Below are 5,461 nucleotides of genomic sequence, written 5' to 3' on the forward strand. Positions count from 1 at the left end.
AGGCCGCGTTAAATCGGTTCACGATCATGTTCGATGAGCGCATGCCGCAGCTTTAAACGATTTCCCGTTTACACAAAATCGCGGATACCCCCTGCCGCTACCAACGTCTGTGTCTTGTCTAGCTCCTTTTTGTTCTGCACTTTTTGTTCTTCGCTCAAACTCTTGCCCGTGAGGAATTCGATAATGTTATCCCGTCGTTTTTGCGCGACATCCTGATCGCTCATTGGGACGTAGAGATGACCTAGAAGCAATGGTAACTTCTGCTCTAACCAGTCTCTCATGAACGTCACGCCCTCTTCTTTAAAAAAAACTCGCTCCTGACCTGGAATTGAAACGTCTCCTAATATGGCGCAATAGAGATTGGCGGCAGCCCTCATTACATCTTTTTCGTAGTTCTCGATATTCTCATACCTCCACCCTTCTGTTTTGAAGGTCTTGATTATCAACCCTATCCTTTCTGATTGAGACGCCACATCCTGTACAGGCTTCCACTTCTCGGGTGCGAGTACCAAGAACGTGTCGAGCACACATGCCACCCATCCAACGGCCAGCACCCGCGGCAGGTAGTCCACTAGATGGGCTTGATCACCTTCGCATGCCTTGCGAACGGATGATCCGATTTCATCCCACCTCAGCCAAAATACATCGTGTGAAAAAAAGTTATTCCAAAGGGGCGCGGGCCACAATAGCTTCCTCGGATCTTTCCGGATTCGTTGCCCGTCGACGCAAACAACTTCATGCGAGACCCTGACGAAATGGACAAAAGGTACATCCATTGCGGAGAACGGTGATCGTACGACCCACGATTTTGCTGCCCACATTACGATATCGTGAAGAACAGCCAGCCAGCCGGCTACGAGAGACGACAGCTCCATCATGTCTCCACCGTCGCGCTTCTTCTGTGCGGACTTTCGTTCTAGAGAGAAAATAACTAACTCCTCGTCGCCAACGATGGTAAGGATGGATCGAACCGCATAACTCGGATTCGTCTTTTCTCTTAGCAGTGGCGTCTTCAAGTCAACGCGATAATCAAAGCCAGATGCACGCAGGTGGGTTACGCTCAGGCTGGGGTTGGGCTCCCTAAAGTTAAGTATGGTCGCTCCATCTGGATCGCGGCAAATGATTTTTTCTTGCAGCAACCTACCTATCTCACTGGACATCTTGCTCTCGGCGATGATATTCCGGAGCATCGTCCTGGCGATTGTCTCGGCCCTAAGATCATTCGTTTTGGCATTACTCGCGGGATCATTGACTGCCCAATGTACGAGTTGCCAAAGATCAATCACTCCTCGTGCGGGCAACTGGAGTCCAAGCCGAGCCGACTGCGTTAAGTGCGCTTGTTTTAAGTCGCATATACCTTTGCTCGCTTTCACTTTCTTCGATCGGATTTCTGCGTGTTTACGTGCATCGAATATCTCAACGAATTTGACCGGGGGTCCGTTTCCGATATTTGGGATACCAACCATTTCGAGTAGCTCATAGATGGTTTGGCCTTTGGTTGAGTCGTTCCTGTCCGATGTGTCAATTGATGAGGCACTAAAGCCCAGCGTCTCGACGGGTTTTACGAGATCAACTTCGATCCGATGGCTCGGCGGAAGGAGCTTGTGCGACGCGGCAGCGGCTTGGCGCCGTGCCATCACTAAAGCCTCGTCCTCACCGCCCAGACCCGACTTGCCAGCACCACCCGCACCCTCGCCGATGCTGATCAACTCCTTCCAATAGGCCCGCTCCAAATAATTCTCGACGTCCTCGCGATCGCCGGCCATTACTATCCAGAGGTGAGGGCATGCCACCATTTGGGCCAACTTAACGATGCCATAAAGGTGCTCGGTGCTACGATCGATGTTGTCGATGGGGAGAACGATGGGGTGGTATTCGTCGTTCCTGCCGCTACGGCGTCCAAGTTCTAGGGACAGCGTCTCCATTGCATCCTGGAACCGCCCCCTATACTGTGCATAGATATCCGCGGCAGCGACTTGCCGGTTGGCCTTATTGCGCGTATCCGGCTCGCGGATATCCTCCCACATGAGGGTCGCGTCTTTGATCAATTGATCGAGCTTGTGTCGCGCGCTGTCCGCGCCCTCCTCGAGAATCGAGGTGAGTGCAAGGGATTTCTTCTCGTGCCCAGATGAATCAAGGGCGTTGCGCACACGCGTAAGCATTGTCGTCAGCAAGTTGGCATGGAGCGGTAGCGATTCCATGTCAAGCACGTCGAGCCAAACGATTCCTTTGCGTTTAAGTTCCCCGGCGCACTTTTTCGCACTTTCGCATAAATTGTCCTTGGCTGTTTTATCTTCCTCACTCTCTTTAGCCTTCTCGAAGAAGTCATCGTAGGCCTCGCTCACAGCGTATTTTGCACTAAGAAGAACGGTGGTCTTGCCCGTGCCTCGTTCACCGTACACGAGGAAGCAATTTGCAGCGACCTCACCACCACTGGCCTCCTTCCGCCCCGCTATGCTCTGATCGCCTTCTTTGACGGCGCCATCGAGGCGGAGCAGTAGATCCCGGACGGCATGGCGAAGCGGCAGCAGCAGTTCGTCCCATTTCATGGAATGTGCTTCGGGGCGGGGGTAGAAGGTGAAATCCGGTTTGCTCATAGAGTCCTCTATAAATTCAGCAATGCCGCCTAGCAGCTTGACAAAGTAAGGTGCACAAATCTGGAGGCTATTGCCTATATAACCTCGGAATGCCTTTCGATACTCAAGCTAATACGACGGTTTGTAGAAGTCGATACTTTGGCTGTTCTACCCATTCACCCTTATATAGGTACAAAGGTTAGGCGAAAGCACCCTACCTTTAATTACAACGAAAAACGGATTGGCCTAAACCCACACCTGTGCGACGATTCGAACCTCAATCCAAGCCACACCATGCATACACCAGAGCGCGGCAACAAGCTTTCCGGCATGCGCGCCACAGGACGCTATGGAATGCGCGGCGAGCGGCATTCAGGTTTGCGCAACGCCGCAGCAGCAAGGCGACTTGCCACGCCGCCGCCATCACTGATGAAATTAGCCAACGTTAAAACTATAGACTTTTACTTGTAAAAAGCTATGTTGAGTAGACAGGCTGCTGACAAAGCGAAATTGCTTAGGCAGGTGTAGGCATTTCAGAAAGCCAAGACTCGTAAAGGGGGGAAGCTGTGGATATTGTGAATATTGATTGGAAACTTCTCGAGAATTTCATCAAAGCGGTCGGCCTTCAAGCGCTCCCTTTTCTCGGAGCCATGGCGGCCATAGGCACAGTAAGCATGGCGATCATTCAGACGGGGAAGGACGCATTTCCCCTGCGGAGATGGTTCCATTGTTGGAAGCTGAAACAATGGCTCGGCGAAAAAGCGAACAAGGCACAAGCAAGCGGGAAAACCCGTCCCGACGTGCACAAGGCAAAAAAAGATCTTATCCGTCTGGCGACGGCGGGTGATCCGAAGGCGTTCTACGACTTGGAAATCGAGCAACTGTGTGGCCAGATGAATGCGGCGGCTCAGGCTCTCCTCGACTATCCGGAGAGGCATTCCGACCTGTTAAGCTGCCTGGCCGCGCTGGCGGAAACCGAGGACGTCGAAATACTCCTCACGCCGTCCACGCCACAAGTACCCGGCCAGCCAAAACCGCAGGCCCTGGTTGACGCCCGCGCCCGCGTCATCCATCAGGTGCAGCGATCCATCGATGGGTTCCAGATCTCGGCGGGTTTTCGCTGGAAATGGTTACTTCAGGTGACATCCTTCGGGGTGAGCTTCCTGATCACGGGGATCGGGTTTTCGCTGTCGCAGCCTTCCGTTGCGAAGGCTCTCGAAACGCCTTGGACTAGGACACAATGGATCACAGTAGTGCTGGTCGGGTTGGCCGGCGGCTTCCTGGCACCGATAGCGCGAGACCTGATCGCATCCCTGCAGAAGCTGCGTTCCTAGGGGAAATGCATGGGTGTACCGGTAATCACAGTTCGCAAAGAGAAAGTCGGCGGGCCTTTGCTGCCGGAAGCACAAGCGGCTGATGGGTTCGAACTGCGATCCTCCCGGCTGATCGTCCTGATCCATGGCTACAACAACACACAGGAAGGCGCGCTTGCCAGCTACGGAAAATTCCTGGAGAACAGCGGCCTCGACAAGGCATCTTCCACCGGCCAACCGTGCGGATTCCTATGGCCCGGAGATAAAGACTGGGGGCTGCTTTCAGCGTTCAGTTACCCCTTTGAATTGGAACCGGCCAAACAATCGGCTGCACTGCTACACACCTTCTTATTAAAGCAAACGGTTCCCGGCAACTGGCCGCTGGAGGTGACGTTGGTCTGCCACTCTTTGGGGAATCGGCTGGGATTGGAACTCGTAGATCAGTACCTGAAGGCAGGTTCCCCGAGCAAGCTTAATTATAGCGCCGGTTGTTTCATGGCGGCAGCCGTACCAGTATTCATGGTAGACGACGGCGGTGCGCTGAACCCTGCAGCGCGGGCTGTACACCGAAGCGCGGTCCTTCATTCCGAAGACGACATCGTGCTCCACTATGCATTCCCCCTCGGCCAAACGGTAGCAGGTGAAGGGATGCTTCCACGCGCTATAGGACGTTATGGGCAGCCGAGTGCAGGTTTATGGTCCCAGCGTACCGATATGGGCATCTATGGCTACAACCATGGGTACTACTGGGATCACCCCGAGAGCGCCAACGCGGTCAGGAAATTTCTGGGACTGACAGTGGAAAACGAAATCCCGACCGCTGTTATCACATCACATGAGACCCAGATGAAAGCCCCACTTAGGGAAAGAGACATGCCTGTTCGGAAAATTGTCGGTAGAGAGCTGGTGCTGGGATAGCACACTGATAGCGAGCGTCAGTACCCAGAACGTTGGCACTTTGCCGAACTAGATTACTGAACGTTTTTTGGCCTACCGCGAATTCCCCGGAATCCCGGACGAAATTTTGCAGCCCCATTATTCATTGCTCTGCACTTGACACATGACTGCTCCAGGCACGGAAGTTCCGGCCAGACAGCCGGAACTGGATGACTGCTTTCGCGGCATTGCAGACCATCAAGCAGGAAGATGCGATGTATGGTGGACCCCTCAGTCAAGACAGTAATGCATTGAGTTTAAGAGGGTAGCTTTTCATTCTGGGGTGGAAACTATTGGACGCTGTTTCCACCCCTAATCTGGAAAGTTTTGCACGCTGTTTGACACATTTGATGTACAAGCCAAACTTTTTTCAAACGGCTTTCCACTCCGTTCAGGCTCTACCACATTGTCATTTACAATATTTTCAGAATTCGGAAGCTACCCGCTAAATTCTCCCGAATCAAAATACTTCAAGCCAATTTGCAGAAAAGGGTTGCGCTGTCCGGAGTGTTAAACTTCAGGCAAAATGCAGGCAAGTCAGGACTATAGACTCGGCACGAATTATCCGTGAACTTTAAGGTTTGTAACGTGTCTCAGCGCGCATGGAAAAAGAAGACGCCCGCAAGCAGTCGCGAG

The 5,461-nt window shown here is 52.9% G+C and carries 3 protein-coding genes; 2 read left to right on the forward strand and 1 reads right to left on the reverse strand.

The window, feature by feature from the left end:
- Positions 1-68 precede the first annotated feature (68 nt).
- Positions 69-2,597 carry a P-loop NTPase family protein gene (locus EI185_RS17390; protein ID WP_124706412.1) on the reverse strand — a complete coding sequence of 843 codons (2,529 nt, stop codon included), beginning with the start codon at positions 2,595-2,597 and terminating at the stop codon, positions 69-71.
- A gap of 545 nt (positions 2,598-3,142) precedes the next feature.
- Between EI185_RS17390 and EI185_RS17395 the strand changes: the two genes are divergently transcribed.
- Both EI185_RS17395 and EI185_RS17400 read left to right on the forward strand, forming a co-directional pair.
- On the forward strand, positions 3,143-3,910 hold the full coding sequence (locus tag EI185_RS17395; protein ID WP_124706413.1) for a hypothetical protein: 768 nt from the start codon (positions 3,143-3,145) through the stop codon (positions 3,908-3,910).
- 9 nt (positions 3,911-3,919) lie between these two features.
- The gene (locus EI185_RS17400; RefSeq protein ID WP_124706414.1) at positions 3,920-4,807 is read left to right on the forward strand and encodes an alpha/beta hydrolase; all 888 of its coding nucleotides are present in this window, start codon (positions 3,920-3,922) and stop codon (positions 4,805-4,807) included.
- Positions 4,808-5,461: the final 654 nt, after the last annotated feature.

Source organism: Sulfuriferula multivorans (genome assembly GCF_003851125.1).
Taxonomy (GTDB): Bacteria; Pseudomonadota; Gammaproteobacteria; order Burkholderiales; family Sulfuriferulaceae; genus Sulfuriferula; species Sulfuriferula multivorans.